The organism is Clostridium senegalense JC122, from assembly GCF_000285575.1.
GTDB classification, from domain to species: domain Bacteria; phylum Bacillota; class Clostridia; order Clostridiales; family Clostridiaceae; genus Clostridium_J; species Clostridium_J senegalense.
Window position 1 is genome coordinate 1 of the sequence record NZ_HE611051.1, and the last position, 19,445, is coordinate 19,445.

General features: G+C 27.7%; 23 protein-coding genes. 4 read left to right on the plus strand and 19 right to left on the minus strand.

Features of this window, described 5'->3' with window-relative positions; translation table 11 throughout:
- Positions 1-425 precede the first annotated feature (425 nt).
- The gene (locus CSGHG_RS08175; RefSeq protein ID WP_010294036.1) at positions 426-1,427 is read right to left on the minus strand and encodes a M42 family metallopeptidase; all 1,002 of its coding nucleotides are present in this window, start codon (positions 1,425-1,427) and stop codon (positions 426-428) included.
- 631 nt (positions 1,428-2,058) lie between these two features.
- On the opposite strand from CSGHG_RS08175, the gene CSGHG_RS08180 reads away from it, so the two are divergent.
- A complete protein-coding gene (locus tag CSGHG_RS08180) occupies positions 2,059-2,808 on the plus strand; it encodes a TSUP family transporter (protein ID WP_010294039.1) in 750 nt (249 codons plus the stop codon).
- 233 nt (positions 2,809-3,041) lie between these two features.
- Here CSGHG_RS08180 and CSGHG_RS23140 read toward each other — a convergent pair whose 3' ends face one another.
- Positions 3,042-3,188, minus strand: a complete 147-nt coding sequence (locus CSGHG_RS23140) for a hypothetical protein (RefSeq protein WP_155844748.1) — start codon at positions 3,186-3,188, stop codon at positions 3,042-3,044.
- A 713-nt stretch (positions 3,189-3,901) separates the two neighbouring features.
- On the opposite strand from CSGHG_RS23140, the gene CSGHG_RS08190 reads away from it, so the two are divergent.
- The 3 genes from CSGHG_RS08190 to CSGHG_RS08200 all read left to right on the plus strand — a co-directional run bounded on the left by CSGHG_RS08190 (position 3,902) and on the right by CSGHG_RS08200 (position 5,878).
- On the plus strand, positions 3,902-4,255 hold the full coding sequence (locus CSGHG_RS08190) for a hypothetical protein (RefSeq protein WP_010294041.1): 354 nt from the start codon (positions 3,902-3,904) through the stop codon (positions 4,253-4,255).
- Positions 4,256-4,499: 244 nt separating this feature from the next.
- Positions 4,500-4,892: a hypothetical protein gene (locus CSGHG_RS08195; protein WP_010294044.1), complete on the plus strand. Its 393-nt coding sequence runs from the start codon at positions 4,500-4,502 to the stop codon at positions 4,890-4,892.
- 614 nt (positions 4,893-5,506) lie between these two features.
- On the plus strand, positions 5,507-5,878 hold the full coding sequence (locus CSGHG_RS08200; protein WP_010294046.1) for a hypothetical protein: 372 nt from the start codon (positions 5,507-5,509) through the stop codon (positions 5,876-5,878).
- A 60-nt stretch (positions 5,879-5,938) separates the two neighbouring features.
- Here the strand turns inward: CSGHG_RS08200 and CSGHG_RS08205 are convergent, their stop codons facing one another.
- The 17 genes from CSGHG_RS08205 to CSGHG_RS20240 form a co-directional block, all read right to left on the minus strand.
- Complete coding sequence (locus tag CSGHG_RS08205; RefSeq protein WP_010294048.1) at positions 5,939-6,403, minus strand: cupin domain-containing protein; 465 nt, start codon at positions 6,401-6,403, stop codon at positions 5,939-5,941.
- Positions 6,404-6,416: 13 nt separating this feature from the next.
- Positions 6,417-7,505, minus strand: coding sequence for an ethanolamine utilization protein EutH (eutH, locus tag CSGHG_RS08210; protein WP_010294049.1), 1,089 nt, complete (start codon positions 7,503-7,505; stop codon positions 6,417-6,419).
- A gap of 78 nt (positions 7,506-7,583) precedes the next feature.
- A complete protein-coding gene (locus tag CSGHG_RS08215) occupies positions 7,584-8,126 on the minus strand; it encodes a BMC domain-containing protein (RefSeq protein WP_010294051.1) in 543 nt (180 codons plus the stop codon).
- 27 nt (positions 8,127-8,153) lie between these two features.
- Positions 8,154-8,426 (minus strand): EutN/CcmL family microcompartment protein, encoded by a 273-nt coding sequence (locus tag CSGHG_RS08220; RefSeq protein WP_010294052.1) that lies wholly within the window; start codon positions 8,424-8,426, stop codon positions 8,154-8,156.
- Positions 8,427-8,550: 124 nt separating this feature from the next.
- Positions 8,551-9,180: an ethanolamine utilization protein gene (locus tag CSGHG_RS08225; RefSeq protein ID WP_010294055.1), complete on the minus strand. Its 630-nt coding sequence runs from the start codon at positions 9,178-9,180 to the stop codon at positions 8,551-8,553.
- Between the two features lie 35 nt (positions 9,181-9,215).
- A complete protein-coding gene (gene eutJ, locus CSGHG_RS08230; protein ID WP_010294057.1) occupies positions 9,216-10,052 on the minus strand; it encodes an ethanolamine utilization protein EutJ in 837 nt (278 codons plus the stop codon).
- 3 nt (positions 10,053-10,055) lie between these two features.
- Complete coding sequence (gene eutD / locus CSGHG_RS08235) at positions 10,056-10,691, minus strand: ethanolamine utilization phosphate acetyltransferase EutD (RefSeq protein ID WP_010294059.1); 636 nt, start codon at positions 10,689-10,691, stop codon at positions 10,056-10,058.
- Between the two features lie 12 nt (positions 10,692-10,703).
- Positions 10,704-11,468, minus strand: a complete 765-nt coding sequence (locus tag CSGHG_RS08240) for a cobalamin adenosyltransferase (RefSeq protein WP_010294061.1) — start codon at positions 11,466-11,468, stop codon at positions 10,704-10,706.
- A 207-nt stretch (positions 11,469-11,675) separates the two neighbouring features.
- The gene (eutM, locus tag CSGHG_RS08245) at positions 11,676-11,960 is read right to left on the minus strand and encodes an ethanolamine utilization microcompartment protein EutM (protein WP_010294063.1); all 285 of its coding nucleotides are present in this window, start codon (positions 11,958-11,960) and stop codon (positions 11,676-11,678) included.
- 58 nt (positions 11,961-12,018) lie between these two features.
- Positions 12,019-13,488 carry an acetaldehyde dehydrogenase (acetylating) gene (locus CSGHG_RS20230; protein WP_010294064.1) on the minus strand — a complete coding sequence of 490 codons (1,470 nt, stop codon included), beginning with the start codon at positions 13,486-13,488 and terminating at the stop codon, positions 12,019-12,021.
- A 12-nt stretch (positions 13,489-13,500) separates the two neighbouring features.
- A complete protein-coding gene (locus CSGHG_RS23145) occupies positions 13,501-13,659 on the minus strand; it encodes a hypothetical protein (protein WP_010294066.1) in 159 nt (52 codons plus the stop codon).
- Positions 13,660-13,744: 85 nt separating this feature from the next.
- Positions 13,745-14,143: a BMC domain-containing protein gene (locus CSGHG_RS22635; protein ID WP_010294068.1), complete on the minus strand. Its 399-nt coding sequence runs from the start codon at positions 14,141-14,143 to the stop codon at positions 13,745-13,747.
- Between the two features lie 15 nt (positions 14,144-14,158).
- Positions 14,159-14,815 (minus strand): ethanolamine utilization microcompartment protein EutL, encoded by a 657-nt coding sequence (eutL, locus tag CSGHG_RS08265; protein WP_010294071.1) that lies wholly within the window; start codon positions 14,813-14,815, stop codon positions 14,159-14,161.
- Between the two features lie 18 nt (positions 14,816-14,833).
- Positions 14,834-15,718, minus strand: coding sequence for an ethanolamine ammonia-lyase subunit EutC (gene eutC, locus CSGHG_RS08270; protein WP_010294074.1), 885 nt, complete (start codon positions 15,716-15,718; stop codon positions 14,834-14,836).
- A 13-nt stretch (positions 15,719-15,731) separates the two neighbouring features.
- Positions 15,732-17,099 carry an ethanolamine ammonia-lyase subunit EutB gene (locus tag CSGHG_RS08275; protein ID WP_010294076.1) on the minus strand — a complete coding sequence of 456 codons (1,368 nt, stop codon included), beginning with the start codon at positions 17,097-17,099 and terminating at the stop codon, positions 15,732-15,734.
- A gap of 21 nt (positions 17,100-17,120) precedes the next feature.
- On the minus strand, positions 17,121-18,554 hold the full coding sequence (eutA, locus tag CSGHG_RS08280) for an ethanolamine ammonia-lyase reactivating factor EutA (protein WP_010294078.1): 1,434 nt from the start codon (positions 18,552-18,554) through the stop codon (positions 17,121-17,123).
- 217 nt (positions 18,555-18,771) lie between these two features.
- On the minus strand, positions 18,772-19,445 hold a 674-nt coding region (locus CSGHG_RS20240), incomplete at its 5' end, for a sensor histidine kinase (protein WP_010294080.1).

Here is a 19,445-nt window from a genome sequence, read left to right on the forward strand (position 1 = left end):
AATTAGTTTATCATCTTGTTTTTCCCTTGTCAACAACTTTTTTAAGTTGTTTTTGAAAAACTTTTTCGCTTTAAGAATGCTTACCTTTCGGCGTTGCCCCTCAGCGACAAGATTTATTATATTAAACTTTTTAAGCCACATTTATTATTATTTACCTTGTTTAATTAAATTATTCCTATTTTTCTTTTAAATACTACATTTTTCTTTTAAATTTCATCTATTGACACACACGGTTAAGTTTGTGTTTCTAATCATATTTCTAAACTTTAATATAATCAATACACATTATTATTCTAATTTTACATTTAATCTTTAAAGTTAATTCATTCATATATGATATATATTATAAATACATATTTTATACAAAATTAAAGAAGCTACTACTTAACTAACCTTTAGTTAGTTTTGTAATAGCTCTTTTTATTCTATTCTTTAAAACTAAACTCTAAATTTACATATTCATATAAAAGTTCAATTGAAGCCTTTATATCTTTCATATTTACAAATGCATTTGGTCCATGTACATATCTAGTTGCTATTGATATTCCTGAAGATTTAACACCATAATTAGATTTATTTATCGCTCCTGCATCTGTTCCTCCACCATCAATTACATCTAATTGATATTTTATATTATTCCTTTGACAACAAGATATCATTTCTTCAACTAAATATTCATCACAAATAACACTACCATCTGATATTTTTATAGCTGTTCCTTCACCTAGTTTATTACTTCCTTCTGATGAATTTGGATAATCACTAGCTATCGTTACATCTATAGCTATTCCTATTTCTGGTTTTATTCTATTAGCAGCTACTGTTGCACCTCTCAATCCTACTTCTTCTTGAACAGAAAATACACAATATACATCATTATATGGATTCTCTATTTTTTTAAGTGCTTCAATCAGAATATAACATCCAGCTCTATCATCTACAGCCTTAGCTGTTACATTATCTCCTTTTAACTCTATATAATCACCTACATAACTAGCTATATCTCCTACTTTTACATATTTTTCTGCTTCTTCCTTAGATGTTGCTCCTATATCTATATATAATTTTTTTATATTATTTTTTATTCCATCTATATCAGTTCCATTAGATATAATACCATACATTCCATTTTTGAATTTAACTCTATTCATTATGCTTTGTATAACAGGAATTCCACCTAATCCTCTAACCTTTATAAATCCTTTATCATCAATTTTTATAACTTGAAATCCTATTTCATCCATATGCGCAGAAGCCATTATTCTTTTTTTATTTTTTCCATGACCCTTTTTAAAAGCTATAAGATTTCCTAAATCATCAACTAAAATTTCATCAGCTAAGTCTTTAATTTCCTCCTTTATTACACTACGTATTTCTTTCTCATATCCACTAACTCCAAATGCATCACATAATTTTTTCAACCCCATAATTACACCTCTTTTTTAAAAATTTTCTGATTTTTCAAATAAATTATAACACTTCTTTCTTATTTCAACCATACAAATATTGTAAGTATTTATATCTACAATAATTCTATATCTATTTTTAGTAATTTTACAAAATTGCTACCTACTGTTTTATTAAAAAACTAATTATAAAATAATTTAAAGAATATAATTATACTTCCACCTTTTATTAAATCCCCTGTATTTTAAATAAACATTTCCTATATTAGAATACATCATTTCTTCAAATTACTAATAAACAAGTTAAATCTGTAATCTATGCATCTATATTTCTATATTTCTATTCAATTTATTAACATTATAGTTTAAAATATAAATAAAACCTGTAAAATTTTTCACTTGAATTTTATGTAAATAGCTCATATTTCTTTCAATGGAATTGTTTTAACATTTTTAATATTTAAATTATATATGGTTACAAGTTAATTTTCTTAATTACTTAATAGAAAATTTATATATATTTATCTAAAAAGTATTTTAGCTTTAATAATACTTTTAAATTACATTCATATATTATTAATTAAGTTATATTTTTGTTTCTATATAATATATTTTTTGCTTACAATGAATTTACTCTAGGAGGTTATTTATCATGTTAAAATTAGTTTTTTTAGCCTTAGCTGGTTTCTTTGCAGCATTTATAGATGCTATAGCCGGTGGGGGTGGTCTTATAAGTATGCCTGCCTACTTAATGGCAGGAGTATCCCCACATCTTAGTTTAGGTACTAATAAATTTTCATCAACTATGGGAGCTTTTACAAGTTCCTATAACTTTGCCAAATCCGGTCTTGTCAACTTTAAACTTATTAAAATTTTAGCACCATTTACTCTTGTAGGTTCTATTTTAGGTGTAAAAACTGTACTACTTTTAGATGAAAGCTTTTTAAATGTGTTAGTTTTAGTACTTATCTTAGCTATTGGATTATATACAATCTTCTCTAAAAATATTGGTGCAGATGATAACTTTCAAGGATTAAATAGTAAGAACTTATCTTTAGGAATTATCTTTGCTTTTTGTCTTGGATTTTATGATGGATTTTTTGGACCAGGCACTGGATCATTTTTAGTTTTTGGACTAATAAAAATATTTAAATTTGATTTTTTACATAGTACTGCAAATACTAAGTGTTTAAATTTTATAAGTAATATTGCAGCTTTAATTACATTTGCTTTAAATAATTCTATAAACTATAAACTAGGATTCGTTGTAGCAATATTTATGGTTTTCGGTGCAAAATTAGGTACTAAAGTTGCAATAAATAAAGGTTCTAAAATAATCAAACCTATATTTATAACTATGTCCTTAGCTGTTGCCATAAAAATGCTTATTACTTTAATGTAATATAATAAAGTATTTAAGAATGTTTTAATGTCATAGCTCTTAGAGTCCATGCATTTTTTTAAAAACTTTCTTAAATACTTTTAATTAACTTAATTTTTATATAAAATTTTAAAATCAATCCTTAATTTTTATTTTTTATAACACTTTTCTTATATCTTCTATTAGGACTTCTTTAACAAATTTATTATTCATATCGTCTACTAATATTAATAAAACTTCATTTTGTTTAACTTTTAAAACTTTTCCTTTTTCTTTGTCCCTATGATATTTACAGATGTTCCCTGAGTTATAGGTTTTAAATATGTTCCATTACAATATAAGCATACATCACTATTTGTTCCTACTCTCTTACAATCTACACAATAATAAATTTTACTCACAATTTTTCCCCCTTTATTGAAAATAAAATATATATTTTTAAAATATAACTATTATAATTTTTTAAGTTGAAAATATTTTAAAATTATTTAGTAAATTTAATTTTCATCTTATATCTTATAATATTCTATAATTTATATTGATATCTTATTTTTATGTTAGATTTTATTAAAGTAGTACTCTTATTTTAAATTTTATTAATGAACCATTTTTACTAAATTTCTAAGTTTAAAATAGTCTTTTGTTAAGATTTATAAAAACTTTATAATATATAATCTAATTCAACATAGTCTGAATCTTTTCCTTTTATTATAGGATTTTATATTGAAAATTTTAGTAATATTATATTTAAATCTATTTAAAGACTAAACTTACATATTTTAAAATGTATTTTTAAATTTTTAAGTTTAAAATATATTAATACTCTAATAAAATAAACTTCCTTTTAAATTAGATTTATTTACTAAATTTAAAATTTCGCAAAATGTAATGTTAAATTTCAGGTGTTTTTAATTTTTTACTTTTTAAATATCCAATGTCTATGACATCGAGAATTGATAGCTCTTAAAATCAACTTGGTTTTTCTCTTTTAAAATTGAAGAACATTTGAAGATTTTAACTTATTTAACTAATGCACTTCACAAATGTGAACATAATACTTATAATTAATTTAAAGTCAAGTAAATTATATAGAAATGAAGTGAGGATAAAATTTATGACACTGGGTATACTTTATTTAGTATTAATTTTTATATTTTTCTATTATGGGAAAAAAAATTATTTACAAAAAGCTAAAAGAATAAATAAGAATTTAGAAGAATTCAATTTGGATATTTTAAAAACTTATAATTCTTTAAATCTTAATAATCAAAGCAAACTTTTGAATGGATTAACAGATATAGAAAGCTACTATTTTAATTCTATCATGGATAATTCTTTCCCTTATAGTCAAAATATAAATAAAGTTCAAACATATATGTTTCATTTAGAGGAAATAATGAAAAAACTTAAAATTCTTAAGAGAAAGCAAATAAAAGAAGATTCTCTTAATGATAAATTATCTTACTAAAACTATACATAAAAAATTCAAAATAAATTTTAATGAAATTTTTATATTATATTAAGAAATACTACATTGTTAGTGTAAATTTTAAATTATTTACATTAAATATGGGACCGAATACTGAAAAATAACTTAATAATATTATTATAATATTATTCAATTATTATCTAAATCTTGTTTCACTTTATTTAACTGTAAATCTAATTTTAAAATTTATATTATATTTTAATATATTAAAGGAGTGAATATTATGGTAAGAAAATCTAAAAATAATAAAAGCGCAGTTAAAATTGCATTAGCTATAACTGGCGTAGCAGCAACCTCAATATTTTTATATGAAAAATTTGTTCAAAATCGTGATAATAAAATAAGGCAATGCTTTGATCGCTATGAAGAAAATTTTGATGATGATTATTTAGAAGACTGTGATTGTGGAGATAGCATCAATGAAAATTATGCAACAATAACTGTAGAAAAAGATAATGAAGGCTGCTCAGGTTGTGAATGTACTGAGAATTCTTGTGAAGATTCAAATATAGACGATTCTTATAATAATGTTGAAAACTTAAATAGTGAGAATGAGGTAAACACTTCTTCTGAAGAAAATACTAACAATAAAGACAAAGATACTGATTCTATTTAATTTTAAGTTTTTTTATCTACTATTTATATATTTCAATTTAGAAATTATATATTTAAAATTATATAGATAAAAAAGGGGGTAATTCCCCCTTTTTTATATTGTTAAATACAATATTTTCTACATATAATACTTATGTACATTTTAATATATGGAAATAAACTCCTATTCAAGTTTATTCAATATATTTTAAATTTTTCACACAGCATATAGTGTTGAATTTAAAATTTTCTTTCACCTTTCTTATTATTTTGAGCATCAAATTTAGTAATCAGTAACTTTAAAATCAACTTGGAACACTATATCTTATTTTAAATATTATCTATTTGGTAATTTAATTTATTAAAAATTTATATATTATTCAATTTTTTTTAATTATATATGTATATAATTGTAATTAATAACTACAATTCACATATTATCTTTTTATTTGTTTTCCCATTGCTTTTATATTTTAAACATTGTATAATAGTAATAATAACCATCAATATTTATTACTTGAAAGTAAAATTTATTTTACTTTTTTATTTATACTTAAATATAAATTTACAATATTATATTTAAAATATTCAAAATCTTTTAAATATACTGATTATTTAGAGAGGGTGTGATCTTTTATGATGATTAAATTAACAGTAAGAAACATTATGAACCTTGGCCTATGGGGAAGACTTTGTGAATATAAGGGTTGGGATAAGCAGATAGTTCAGAATGGTCTTATTTCTCCTGATACAGAGGTTGAATTCGATGATGAATTTTTAAAAAAAGATGTAGTCCCAATAGAGGATTTAAAGATATTCCTATTTAATATCAGTAGTGAGCAAGCAATTTATTGTGGTACTCTTTTAGCAAAAAACTTAGAAGATGCTAAAATTAGATTAGGTACTATTCATAATATAAATAAAGTAACAACCATACAAGAAATAACTAAAGAGCAACTTTATAATATGAAAAATAAACATTTAGTATTATCGCGAATTCCACTTTAATAATTAATTATATAAAGTAAAATACCCTACAAGTAATATGCAGGGTATTTTGCTTTATTTCTATTGTTGTTCTGCCCAATTCGCTGGATAAGTTACATAAACAAATCTTGCATGGTTAGGTACTGTAAAATGTATAGATGAGTTTGCAGGTATAAATATTATATCACCTTTATTTCCTACAACTTTTTTACCATTTATATCTATTTCTAAAGTTCCATCAATTATATAATCTACTTCATCATATTTTAATGTCCAAGCGAAACTAGTTTCATCCATTTCCATAACTCCACAACCAAGTCTTGGACTTTCTTCTAATGTAACTACATCTTTTAAATAAACTTTATCCCCAGCTTTTCCTGTATCAAACTTTTCAGGTTTAACTGTTTCTGTTTTTATAGCTATAACTCCACTTTCATCAACAACTTTTTCAAAATCACATTTTGAACATTCAGTTGTTTGACCTAACTTTTCGTTTATTATTTTTCTTACTATCTCTTCTATAAGTGTTTCATTTAAATTTTCCATTTAAATCTCTCCTTTAAGCTTCTTTCGCTACAATATTTTTAGTCATCATAACAGCTACTATTACTGCTGTTACACCACCTACTAATTTACCAACTATCATTGGAGCTATAAGATCTGGGTTTACTCCAGCTGCAAATCCTAAATGGTCTCCAAATACAAAGGCTGCACTTACTGCGAAAGCTACATTGATTATTTTTCCTCTTTCATCCATGTCTTTCATCATTCCAAACATTGGAATACTGTTTGCAAGTGATGCTATCATACCTGCTGCTGCTACATCATTCATCTTAAGTAATGCTCCAATTTTCATAAGTGGTTTTTTGAATACTTTTGTTATAAAATGAACTAGTGGATATGCTCCTGCTAATATTACAACTATATCTCCAACTACTGATATCCCTTCTTCAATTGGTGCCATTCCTGGTATTAAAACAAGACCTGTTGTTTTTTCAAGTATTGCTGCTACTAATCCTACAGTTATTACTACTGTTATAAACATCCCAAAATATGTGAATCCTTTTATCATTCCATTTGGTATAAGTTTTAATCCTATAGCTATAAGTGCTGCAACTATTATTATAGGTGTTAAGTTTTTAAGAACTAACAATGGAGAAATTCCTGCTAAAACTCCACCTATAAAAGTCCCTATTGGAACAGTTATAATACCTGCTAAAACTCCTTTAGCTAAATACTGTTGATCTTCTTTTTTTATAATTCCTAATGCTACTGGTATAGTAAACACTATTGTAGGTCCCATCATTGAACCTAGAATCAAACCTGCAAAAGGTCCAATTTGTTGAATTTCAGCTAATTGTGTTGCTAATTGATATCCCCCCATATCGCAAGCAAGTAAAGTTGTTGCAAACATTGAAGGGTCTGCTCCTAATGCTTTATAAACTGGAACTACTATAGGTTTTAAAAGTGTTGCTAAAACTGGTGCTAAACAAATAGCTCCTACCATTGCTAAAGCAAGAGAACCCATAGCCATAATACCTTCTTCAAACTGTTCTCCATATCCAAATTTATTTCCTAAAAGTTTATCAACTGCCCCTATAACTAAGAAAACCATCATAATATATACTATAATTTCGTTAATACTCATATATTACACCTCACTCATTTTTTAATAGATAACTTATAAAATACAAAATACAGCTCACTCTATTAATAACTATATAATTTAAAGATTTTTTAAAAGAAGTTCACTAGGAGAAGGTATTACTGTTTGATGTATAATTCTTTTAGAATCTATACTCTTCATACTAGCTTTAATACCTTCTTCAACACTTGACACAGATGCTGTAAATATGAAATAAGCTTTTCCTGCAATTCCATTACCTAATACTAATTTAACAAGTTGTACAGAAGATGCCTTAAGACCTGCATCTAATGCTACCAACATAGATGTTACTGTAGAACATTCCATTATACCTATTGCATCATATTGCAATACTAAAGGTCTTTTCTTTAATCCCTTTAATAATTCTTCATGTGCAGATGATATAATATTAGTTTCTACAATTTTTTTATCATCATCTTTATTAACTTTCTCTAATGCTTCTCTAACCTCTTCTACATCACCTGAAATTATTGTTAAAAATTTTCCTGGACATATATGTCTAAGTATTTCAACTTCAACAAAAGAAGATTTTAAAAGTATGTCACTAACTTCAAACCCTTTTGAAATACTACTAAATTCCAATATTCCTAAAGCTTTTTTCATATCTTTTCTCCATGTCTAAGTATTATTTTATTCATTAAATATTTCTAAAGAATCTACTATTCCTACTATAGTTGCATCAATTGGCGCTTTATTGTTATCAAATACATATCTTGCTGAACTTCCTTTTGAAATAAGTACTTGATCTCCAATTCCAGCACCTACTGAATCAACTGCAATAATCACATCTTTAGTTAACTCACCATTAAAATCTATGGTTCTTACTACTAAAAATTTAAGTCCACTAAGATTTTCATCTTTTCTTGTAGCCCATAAATTTCCCGTTACTTTTCCAATAATCATATATCTTTACCTACCTTCTCCTACGAACTTTCTTAACTTTCTACTTTAATTACAAGATTATTTATTCTTGCAAAATCTTTTGCTAATGGAGTAATTATAGATTTCTTAGCAACTATAATTTCACTTACTCCTTCTTTTTTAAATTTCTAATATCCATTTCTGAAATTAATTTTTTATTTAATACTCTTTCATTTCCTATGCAGCATTTTTCATTAACTATACTTTCCATATTATTTTTTATGTTCTCTTCTTTTTTAACTACTTCTTTTATAGTTTTTTCAACCTTATTAGTATTACTTATAATAGATTTTAAAGATGTAAAAACAACTCCAAATAATTCTAATTTATTTTTATATTCTTCAAAAACATTTATTAATACTTTAGGTGCCACATCTTTGTATTCTTCAAATTCTACACCTTTTTCTAAAGCATATAATTTTTCACCTTTTAAAATTAAATCTACAATTAATTTTTCCTTTTTAGAACTTCCATATCCCTGAGAGATATTTCTAAGTTCATTGTTTGAAATATTTTGTATTAATATACACTTATATTCATTTATATCTTTCATAGTATCTATAGAATCTGCTATTATATTATTTTCTTCTAATCTCTTTTTTACTATTGGGCACATATTTTCATTATGCTCTAAAATTAAAATTTTATTTTTTATTGAATTATTCTCTTCAATAATAGCTTTCATTCTACGAATTACTTCTTTAGTTATCAATTCAACTAACTTTTCATTATTCATCTTTTAGGCTCCCTTTCTTTTGATAATTTAGAAATTTAATTTTCTTTTTTATCAACACAATTAATTGCTATGCCTAAAGGAGTAACTAAGAATGGATTTAATGGTTTTATTGTTGTTATTTTTGTCTCTTTTTCAATTATTTTTTCAAAATTTTTCAGACAACAAGTTCCACCAACTAAGTATATGTTTTCTACATTAAATCCTTCTATATGATTTTTTATAATAGATGCTATTTTTTGGATTACTGGAGTTACAATATGAAAAATTTCCTCTTGATTTCTAACATTTTTCTTTTTTTCCTCTGCATCTTCAAAAGGAATTTTATATGCACCGGCTACTACTAGTGACAGTTGTGTTCCACCTGTAGCTTCATCAGCAGTATATATAACTTTTCCATTTTCAAATATTGAAAGCCCAGTAGTTCCACCACCTACATCTACAACTACACCATTTTCAATATTAAGTACAGCATTTGCAGCAGTTGGTTCATCATCTACTGACACAACTTCCATACCTGCACCCTCAACTACATAGATATGAGTTTTTATGTCTCTTTCTCCAGTTCCAGGTGGAACGGCTATTGCTGCTTTAGTAAGTTCTATTTTTAATTTATTTTCTATTTTAGATTTAAGCTCTCTTACTATATTAGTAGCGCCAATAAAATCTACAACTAAACCATCCCTAACAACTTGAGCAAACTTCATTTCACAAGCTATAGGATTTTTATCCTTATCTAGAACTACTATTACTATATAAGCTGTTCCTAAGTCTACTCCTACATAAAGCTCTTCATCATTTGAAATTTTCTTAGGATTATTTATTGAATTTTCAACAGCTTGTATAAGCTCATCAACTCTATTTAGATTTTTCATAACCTACCTCTTTACTATTTCACAATAAGTGTCTTTAGTATATCCACAGGCATTAGCTTCATCATAATCTAAATGAAGAACTGTATTAAATTTATCACTTACTCTAACTGCTACATCATCAAAAATTAAACTTCTTTCTCCATTTATTTTAACCATAACATTCTCTTTATCTTTTACACCATATTTACTAGCATCTTCTGGAGTTATATGAATATGTCTCTTAGCTACTATAACTCCTTCCTCTAACCTAGCAACAGCATTTTTACTTGCTAATGTTATTGGTGCACTGCCTTTAATATCTCCGGACATTCTAACTGGTGCATTAACACCTATAGAAACAGCATCACCTTTTGAAAGTTCAACTTGAGTATGTTCTCTTGCTGGTCCTAATACAGATACATTTTGCATTACACCTTTAGGTCCTATGATAGTAACTTTTTCTTCACAAAGATATTGTCCTGGTTGTGATAAATCTCTTTTTTTAGTAAGTTTATATCCTTTACCAAAAAGTGTTTCTACCATATCTTTTGAAAGATGAATATGTCTGCCTGATGCCTCAACTAATATACCTTTTTTCCCATATAATCTTTTTACCACTTCTTCAACAATATAGTTGACTTCTACATTAGATATTGCCAATTTTTTCACCTCTTATTTATACTTACCTGAAACGTATTTGCACATCATTACATAAAAACAGCTACTCAATCTATTCATTGCTAGTGCTATATCATTTCTTGAAAGTTCTCCATCTTCTGTTTTAAAAGCATTAAAGGCCACTATTTCAACCTCTCTACTTTCAGTTCTTAAACTATTAAGTTCAATAACTACATCACCCATTTCATAATTTGCAAATATTATATGATCTGTATTTAAATATTTCTTAGGGTTATGAGAGTATGATCTTAATTCTGTTTCATTTAATCCTAATAGTGAAACTTCTGGTAACGACTTTTCTGTTACCTCGCACTCTAATATCTTCCTTACATATGCTAAAACTTCTTCTAAATCTTTTATAACTTTTTTTTCATTTAAATTCTTGCATATTATTTGTGCGTTTAATATTTTACTCTGAAGTGAATCTAATCTTCCTCTTAATACTATTCTTTTATGATTTTTCAATACTAATTTATTTCCATACAATTGAGTCATATGTTCTGGTTTCTTTTCAAAAAATCCACCAGTTAACCCTTCATATCTTGGAAGAAATTTATTTTCAATGGTTTCTTCTTTTTTAATCAATTGATTAGTATTATTATTTAAATTCACATCATCTTTATAAATCAATTTTATACTTTTATCTTGTAAATACTGTTTAGCTGATGGAGTAACTATAACTCCCCTTTCAACTACATATTCACTAATATTCTGATTTTTTAATTTGCTTCTTAAAGCGCTTTCTGTTAAAACACTCATAATTTCACATCCTCTAACAAGATGTTTTAGGTTAATTTAATAACCTAAAATATAAAAATAATCTAAATTTTATAGATTAACTTATTTTACCTAAACTATGCCCATGACCTGTAATAATTATTGAATTATAAGTTCATGGGCATGTTAGATAAATTATATATATCTTTTATTTAAAGTAAATGTCACAATTTTTTAGGAAATTTTTAATTATAGTTCACTTTTTGGAAGTATAACTTCAACTTCACTATGTGGTCTTGGAATTACGTGAACAGATATTAACTCTCCAACTCTTTCAGCAGCAGCAGCTCCAGCATCTGTAGCAGCTTTAACAGCTCCAACGTCTCCTCTTACCATTACAGTAACTAATCCGCCACCAACTTGCTCTTTTCCTATTAAAGTTACATTTGCAGCTTTAACCATTGCGTCTGCTGCTTCTATTGCTCCTACTAATCCTTTAGTTTCTATCATTCCTAATGCATTCATGTTTGCCATTTTAAGTTCCTCCTTAAATTTACCTTTATTATTTTAAATTTTTTATAATTTATTTTAATTAAGAAAGTGCTGATAATTGCTCAACAACTTTTTTAATTATTAATTCTAATTGTTCTTGAGACATACCACTATTTGAAGTGTTATTTAAATTTTCTTTTGGTCTAAGTTCTTCAATTTCTCTTACACCACATGCAACTCTTCTTATATTCATCAGATTTAAAGGTCCTATATTGTCTGAAGTTGAACTTCCTCCAATAGCACCGCAACCTAATGTAAGTGCTGGAACTAAATTAGTTGAAGCTCCTATTCCACCTAATGAACCTGGAGTATTAACTAATAATCTTGATACTGGTATTCTTAATCCAAATGTTCTTATAACTTCATCATCATTAGAATGAACAATTAAAGTATGACCTTTACCTTCATTCATTAATATATCAGTACAAAGATTTATTGCATGTTCCATATCTTCTACTGTATAGAATGCTAAGATTGGTGTAAGTTTTTCTCTTGAATATGGATTATCTTTTCCAACAGTACATTGCTCTGATATTAAAACTTTACTTCCAGCTTTAACATTTAACTTAGCCATTTCTGCTAATTTTTCTACACTCTTTCCAACAATTTGAGGATTCATTGTACCATTTGATCTTAATATAAATTTACCTAATTTATCAGATTCCTCTTCATTTAAGAAATAAGCACCTTGTCTTACAAGCTCTTCTTTTACTTTTTCTTTCATAGATTTTTCAACTACTATTGATTGTTCAGATGCACAAATTACTCCATTATCAAAAGTTTGACTATCTATTATTCTTTTTACTGCTAATTTTATATCGGCAGTTTTATCAATAAATGCAGCTCCATTTCCTGGTCCTACGCCTATTGCTGGAGTTCCTGAGCTATATGCAGCTTTTACCATAGCTTCTCCACCTGTTGCTAGTATTAATGCTGTATCCTTATGTTTCATTAATTCGCTAGTACCTTGAAGAGATGGGATTGTTATACATCCTATAAGTCCTTCAGGTGCTCCAGCTTTAATAGCTGCTTCATTTAATATTCTTGCAGTTTCAATGATACATTTTTTAGCATTTGGATGTGGAGACACAACTATTGCATTTCCTGCTTTTAATGAAATTAAAGTTTTATATATTGTTGTTGATGTTGGATTTGTTGATGGAATTAATCCTGCAACCACCCCTACTGGAACACCTACTTCAAAATATTTTTTTTCTTTATTTTCATTTATTATTCCAATTGTTTTTAAATCTTTTATATTTTCATAAACAACTCTACTTGCAAAAGTATTTTTTACTATTTTATCTTCCCATTTACCAAAACCAGTTTCTTCGAATGCCATTTTTGCTAATTTTACAGCTTCTTTTTCTGCTGCTTCTGCAACAGCTTTAACTATTGTATCAACTTTTTCTTGAGAAAATGTTTTGTAAACTTCTTGAGCTTTTTTAGCATTTTTTATAAGCTTTCTTGTTTCTTGTAATGATAATAAATCTTTATCTAAAAGCTCCATTTATTTCGCCTCCTACTGCTCATTAAGTATAGCTTCTATTAATTGATCTTTCTTGCTAAACTTAATTTGTTTCTTAGTTAGAGAAAGTTTATGTTCTTCTTTTAATTTTCTTGCCAATGTTCTAAGTTCTTGAACTTTTAACGCTTCAAGTTCTTCTTTACTCATTTTCATTAATTGCTCAATTCCTATTGGCTGATTTTTCTCATCATTCTCTTTCTCTTCATACTTTGTTTCTTTTTCATCTTTATCTATGTCATTACTTTTTGATTCTTCTTTTGATTCTTCTTTTGATTCTTCTTTTGATTCTTCTTTTGATTCTTCTTTTGATTCTTCTTTTGATTCTTCTTTTGATTCTTCTTTTGATTCTTCTTTTGATTCTTCTTTTTTTATTGAATATATTTAAAACTTCATTATCTGCCCTTGCTATAACATGAGCATTTCTTAAAGTTCCTACTCTTTCAATTGCTGTACATGCACTTTCTATAGCAGCTTTCACAGAGGCAACATCTCCTGTAATTATAACAGTGACTATTCCTCCGGTAACAAATTCACAGCTAACAAGTTCAACATTTGCAGACTTTAAAGCTGTATCTAGCCCTTCTACTGCACCAACAAAACCATAAGTTTCTAAAAAACCCAGTGTGGATTTATTCATTTTATCCACCTATTATTAGTACTCTTTTGGATTATCAGCTACAAATTTTACTGCTGTTGCAAAAGCTTCACATGCTGCTTTACACGCTGATTGACTTCCTGTTAATAATCCTCCACCAAAATTTGTTTCAGATGGCGGTCCAAAGAATGCTTTTAAGTCAACTGCTGCTGCCTTCATAGCTGCATCTAATGCATACATTGCTTCTATTGGTGGTGCTATTAAATATGCTAATGCTTCCCCTTCTTTTATTCCTGCTACTTGAGAAAGATATGAACCTGTTCTAGATACACATTGTGCATAATACGCTATAGAATCATCTTCATTAGCACTATAGAATGTAGCAACTCCACCTTCTATAAAATCAACTGCTGCATTTAGTCCGCTTCTAACTTCTGCTGGGCTTGGTCCTGCAACTATTCCTATAACTTCACCAGCTAATTTACTATTCGCATTTGCAGCTCCACCATAGAATGATTTTGCATAAACTACTTCTACTTCTGCTGCCTTAGTTGCTTCATCTAATGCAGTATAAGTCACATCATCAGAATCCGCTGTTAATATTCCTATACTTCTATGTTCAGGTTTTAAATTTAATTCCTTAGCCATATCAGGATTAACGTTAGGTATTATCTTAACGCTTAAAACTGATGCACGAAGTTGATCATTTTTCATAATGTTATTCCTCCTGAATTATAATTTTAAATCTAATCCACTTGCTTTCTTCTCTAGCATTAATTTGATTATATCTGCTATATAAGCTCCAGCCTCAACTGAAGGAGTACCGCCTTTATGAATGTTTGATACAACTGTTCTTCTTGATTCTGGCATTCCTACTGTTGCCTTATAAGCTATATAAGCACTCATACTTTCAGCAGTTACAAGTCCTGGTCTTTCTCCAACTAAAAGACAAGTTACATCTGCTCCAAATTCTTCTGATATAACGTCCATAGTTCCAACTCTTCCTAATCTTACAAAGAATGGATCTCCAACTGATATTCCATAACCTTGTAGTCCTTGAATTAAAGCTGGTAAAATATCTTTTATATTTGCTTCTATTGCTTTTGAACTTAATCCATCTGCAACAAAAATTTGAACTTGAGGATTTCTCTTAAGTGAACTTAATTTTGATAATTCCTCTTTAGATATTTTTCTTCCAAGGTCTGGTCTAGTTATAAATTCATCTTTAGATTCACACATAGTTTGAACTATTGGCAAATTCATTTCTTTTAATAACTCTTCATTTACATCTGTAAATACAGCATCTTGTGCTGCTGCATGGTCAGCTCTAAATCTTAACACTGTTTCTGTTTTATATCTTGTTCCTGCTTTACCAATACCGATTCTTGCAGGAGTGTGTTTTTTCATTTTTAAATACGCTTCTGCATCAGCTGGATTATCTACTAATAGAGTTTCTCTTATATCAACTTCTGTAATATCTGGAATCATTCCATTCTCATCAATTGATATATTTTCCTCATTTTTTTGTGTTGCTACGTTAGCGCTTCCACCTTGCTTAGATGTCATTTCAACTAATACTTGTTCTACTAATTTCTTTAAATCATTTTCTGAAAACATAGTACTTACCCTCCTACTTTCTAAGTAATACTGAAGCATCGCCTGCTTTTGCTGTTAATTTTCCATTTTCCATAAAGCCCCATTTTTCTAGCCAACCTTCAAATTCAGCTATAGGTCTTTTGTTTAATAATTCTCTTAATGTTGCTGTCTCATGATATCCTGTAGTTTGATAGTTAAGCATTATGTCATCTCCATGAGGTATTCCCATAAAGTAAGTACAATCTGCTGCTGCTAATAGAACAGCTAAATTTTCTACATCATTTTGATCTGCTTTCATATGGTTTGTATAACAAACATCACAACCCATTGGTATTCCTGTTAATTTACCCATGAAGTGATCTTCAAGACCAGCTCTTATAACTTCTTTACTATCATATAAATACTCTGGTCCTATAAATCCAACAACTGTATTAACTAAGAATGGTTCAAACTTTTTAGCAAATCCATAACATCTAGCTTCCATAGTTACTTGGTCTGCACCATGATGAGCATCTGCTGATAATTCTGATCCCTGTCCTGTTTCAAAATACATAACGTTTGGACCAGCTGCTGTTCCTTCTTTTAATGCAAGTTGTCTTGCTTCTTCTATTAAAGATCCTGAAAGTCCAAATGCTTCATTTCCTTTTTCAGATCCTGCTATACTTTGGAATATTAGGTCTGTTGGAGCACCTTGTTTTATAGCTTCCATTTGTGTTGTTACGTGTGCTAATACACAGTTTTGAGTTGGTATTTCATATTTTTGTTTTATATCTTCAAACTTTTTAAGTACTTTTACTACACTTCCAACAGTATCATCAACTGGATTTAATCCTATAACAGCATCACCAATACCAAATGTTAATCCTTCTAGTAAAGAAGCAACTATTCCATCAACATCATCTGTTGGGTGGTTTGGTTGAAGTCTAGCTGATAATCTGCCAGTTTCTCCTATTGTAGTATTACAATGAGCTGTTACTTTTATTTTCTTAGCTCCACATATTAAGTCTAAATTTGACATAAGCTTAGTAACTGCTGCGATAACCTCACTTGTTAATCCTCTAGATATTCTTTTTAAATCAGCCCCTGTTGTAGTTGATTGTAATATCCATTCTCTTAATTCTGAAATTGTCCAGTTTTTAATTTCTCCATATATTTTTTCATTTACTGCGTCTTGGATTATTCTTGTAACTTCATCCATTTCATATGGTACAACTGGATTATTTCTTATATCTGCTACTGTTAAATTGCTTAACACAACTTTTGCAGCAACTCTCTCTTGAGCAGTTGATGCAGCTACGCCAGCTAGCTTATCACCTGATTTTTCCTCATTAGCTTTTGCTAAAACTTCTTTAACATCTTTAAATTGATACACTTTTCCAAATAACTTAGTTTTAAGTATCACTATCATTCACCTCTCTAAAAATTATGAATTAAATACTAATGTTTTTATTACTACTGGTACAACTTTCCCATTTACTAATGGCTTTCCAATATCTATGTAATCACCATTTTCAACTTTGATACTATCTATACAAACTACATTATTCTTTCTATTGAGTTTTGCATAAATAGTTTGTCCTAGGACCTTTGCTATATCATTTTCAACAATTACAAATAATGGATAATTGTTTTTTATAAATTCATTCATCCCATTTATAATTGACGTAGCTAAGTTTTGTATATCTATAAAGGAAGGATTTTTCATTCCTTTTAAAGCAACTGCAACTAATTGATTTTCATTTTCTACATTAAACCAATTTATTTTTTCTCTTATTGCATTTTCTATTTTTTCAAATCCATTTTCTTCATCTTCTTGTGATAATTTTAATATTGGTAAATTTTTTATTGGAAATAAATCATCTGTATAAGTAATTGTGCTACCACTTATATCTGTAGTATGAGATCCTGCTCCTACCACTGTAGCTCTTATTGTTTCTATAGCCGGTTTTAGCTTTAACTTTGACAATAAATTAGATTTTTTTATTTCCTCTCCCAAAATTACTCCCATATCACCGAATTTAAAGTAATCATTATAATCATCTTTATATATATAATCAGCTACTCCTCCAGAAAAAGTTACATATTCTATCTTGTAGCCATCTTTTATTCCTTTGTTTGTTTGAAGTAAGTTATACATTTCACTTCTTTCTTTTATACATACAGATTCTTCTAAGATTTCTGCCATTTTTTTAGCTATCTTTCTTATCTTATCTATATCTGCTAAATCTCCAACATTTATATCTACACCTATTGAAGATGCTAGCTCCTTTATTTTAGGATAAATGTAATATATTTTTTTAGTTTCAACATCTATTTTTATCAGTCTTCCACCTATATCCATACATCCTGTATCTATAAGTTCACCATTTTTAAATAGTGCTAAGTTAGATGTTCCTCCACCTATGTCAACATTAACTACATAAGCATTTTCTTCATCTGATATTTTATCAGCACCAGCACCTCTGCCTGCTATAATAGATTCTAAATCTGGTCCTGCTGTTGCTACAACGAAATCGCCTGCAAATCCACTTAATGTTTGAAGTACGTCATTAGCATTTTCTTTTCTTGCAGTTTCTCCTGTTATAATTACAGCACCAGTCTTAACATCTGCTATATTTACATTTGCTTTTTCATATTCACTTCTTATTATTTCTTTTACTTTTTCTTTATCTATTTTATTTTGAGTGATCAAAGGTGTGAAATAAATAGCACTTCTGTATATAATCTCTTTATCAACTATATTTACTCTTGGTACAGTAAAATTGCTTGCCACATTTTCAATAGTAATGTTGCTAAATACCAATTGAGTTGTAGAAGTCCCTATATCTATACCTACACTTAAAATTGTTTCTTTCATATCATTTAACCGTTATAAAGCTTTAATTTTCTGTAACTTTAAGTGCTTAATACGGATTGCCTCCTTTCCAACTTTAGTTCACTTCTTAAAATTTAAATTTATATATTTTGAAATAAAAAAGCCCAGAATAATTATCAGTATAAAAATTATACTTAATAACTCTCTGGGCTCCATTGCCTTAACTAATATTTACATCCTTGTAAATATGATTTTCTATTTAATTTTTAAAATCAAATAAAAGATTTGTTCCATTTTCATTTGATTGTATATTTAAATTTCCTTTTAGTTTATCTGAAACTAAACTATTAATTATCATAAGTCCTAAGCTACTATTAGATATTGAGTTAACATCAAATCCAATACCATCGTCTTTTACTGAAACTGTAGAATAAGAATTACCTTTTTCTATTTTTACAACAATTTTTCCACTATTTTTCCCTACAAAAGCATGTTTTATACAATTTTGTATAGCTTCATTTACAACTAATGCAACTGCTGTAGATTTATCTGAACTAATAATAAGGTCATCACCTTCTATTTCTATTGATAAATCTAAATCATCTCGTTTATCTAATGTAACCATAAATCTTTTTATCTTATTTATTACATCTTTTATATTAACTTCATCAATACCTTGCTTTGCTAATATTTCATGAGTTATTGCTATACTAAGTATTCTATTTATACTCTCATTTATAGCTATTGTAAATTCTTCACTATGTATTCTTCTTGACTGAAGCCTTAATAAACTAGCTATTGTTTGAAGATTATTTTTAACTCTATGATGTATTTCTTTTATAACAACTGATTTCAAAATCAGTTCTCTTTCTTTTTCTTTTACATCTGTAATATCTTTTATAAGCATTGCAAGTTTTAATACTTTACTACCTT

Excerpts from the sequence above, each read along its gene's own strand:
- CSGHG_RS08175 (WP_010294036.1), bottom strand. The coding sequence starts at position 1,427 with ATGGGGTTGAAAAAATTATGTGATGCATTTGGAGTTAGTGGATATGAG.
- CSGHG_RS08180 (WP_010294039.1), top strand. The coding sequence starts at position 2,059 with ATGTTAAAATTAGTTTTTTTAGCCTTAGCTGGTTTCTTTGCAGCATTT.
- CSGHG_RS08190 (WP_010294041.1), top strand. The coding sequence starts at position 3,902 with ATGACACTGGGTATACTTTATTTAGTATTAATTTTTATATTTTTCTAT.
- CSGHG_RS08195 (WP_010294044.1), top strand. The coding sequence starts at position 4,500 with ATGGTAAGAAAATCTAAAAATAATAAAAGCGCAGTTAAAATTGCATTA.
- CSGHG_RS08200 (WP_010294046.1), top strand. The coding sequence starts at position 5,507 with ATGATGATTAAATTAACAGTAAGAAACATTATGAACCTTGGCCTATGG.
- CSGHG_RS08205 (WP_010294048.1), bottom strand. The coding sequence starts at position 6,403 with ATGGAAAATTTAAATGAAACACTTATAGAAGAGATAGTAAGAAAAATA.
- eutH (WP_010294049.1), bottom strand. The coding sequence starts at position 7,505 with ATGAGTATTAACGAAATTATAGTATATATTATGATGGTTTTCTTAGTT.
- CSGHG_RS08215 (WP_010294051.1), bottom strand. The coding sequence starts at position 8,126 with ATGAAAAAAGCTTTAGGAATATTGGAATTTAGTAGTATTTCAAAAGGG.
- CSGHG_RS08220 (WP_010294052.1), bottom strand. The coding sequence starts at position 8,426 with ATGATTATTGGAAAAGTAACGGGAAATTTATGGGCTACAAGAAAAGAT.
- CSGHG_RS08225 (WP_010294055.1), bottom strand. The coding sequence starts at position 9,180 with ATGAATAATGAAAAGTTAGTTGAATTGATAACTAAAGAAGTAATTCGT.
- eutJ (WP_010294057.1), bottom strand. The coding sequence starts at position 10,052 with ATGAAAAATCTAAATAGAGTTGATGAGCTTATACAAGCTGTTGAAAAT.
- CSGHG_RS08240 (WP_010294061.1), bottom strand. The coding sequence starts at position 11,468 with ATGAGTGTTTTAACAGAAAGCGCTTTAAGAAGCAAATTAAAAAATCAG.
- eutM (WP_010294063.1), bottom strand. The coding sequence starts at position 11,960 with ATGGCAAACATGAATGCATTAGGAATGATAGAAACTAAAGGATTAGTA.
- CSGHG_RS20230 (WP_010294064.1), bottom strand. The coding sequence starts at position 13,488 with ATGGAGCTTTTAGATAAAGATTTATTATCATTACAAGAAACAAGAAAG.
- CSGHG_RS23145 (WP_010294066.1), bottom strand. The coding sequence starts at position 13,659 with ATGAAAATGAGTAAAGAAGAACTTGAAGCGTTAAAAGTTCAAGAACTT.
- CSGHG_RS22635 (WP_010294068.1), bottom strand. The coding sequence starts at position 14,143 with ATGAATAAATCCACACTGGGTTTTTTAGAAACTTATGGTTTTGTTGGT.
- eutL (WP_010294071.1), bottom strand. The coding sequence starts at position 14,815 with ATGAAAAATGATCAACTTCGTGCATCAGTTTTAAGCGTTAAGATAATA.
- eutC (WP_010294074.1), bottom strand. The coding sequence starts at position 15,718 with ATGTTTTCAGAAAATGATTTAAAGAAATTAGTAGAACAAGTATTAGTT.
- eutA (WP_010294078.1), bottom strand. The coding sequence starts at position 18,554 with ATGAAAGAAACAATTTTAAGTGTAGGTATAGATATAGGGACTTCTACA.